We start from the raw sequence: 258 nt of genomic DNA on the forward strand, positions 1-258 counted from the left end.
GTATATCTCGATGTACACGCGACATGCACCCATGCGAGTTTCCCATTGATGCGCAAACTCGTTTCATCGACATGCAGGATGTTGGATTCAAGTAAGGCGTCTTCGATGATGTCCATATTTGATTCCAGCGCTTCGCGTCCTCGTTTCACCATATTGGCAAGGGTTCCTGTACTAATCGAGTGTTGATATAACGCTTCGATTGTATCACTTAAACGCTTGTACGGGATCAATTGGATATGATGTAAATAAACAACGAGC

Annotated in this window: 1 protein-coding gene; it reads right to left on the minus strand. The window is 44.2% G+C overall.

Features of this window, described 5'->3' with window-relative positions; genetic code table 11:
* The coding region (locus ETC02_RS17335) for an IS66 family transposase (protein WP_171698512.1) at positions 1-258 on the minus strand (258 nt) is incomplete at both ends.

Origin of the sequence: Geobacillus sp. DSP4a (assembly GCF_013096875.1) — a bacterium.
GTDB classification, from domain to species: Bacteria; Bacillota; Bacilli; order Bacillales; family Anoxybacillaceae; genus Geobacillus; species Geobacillus thermophilus.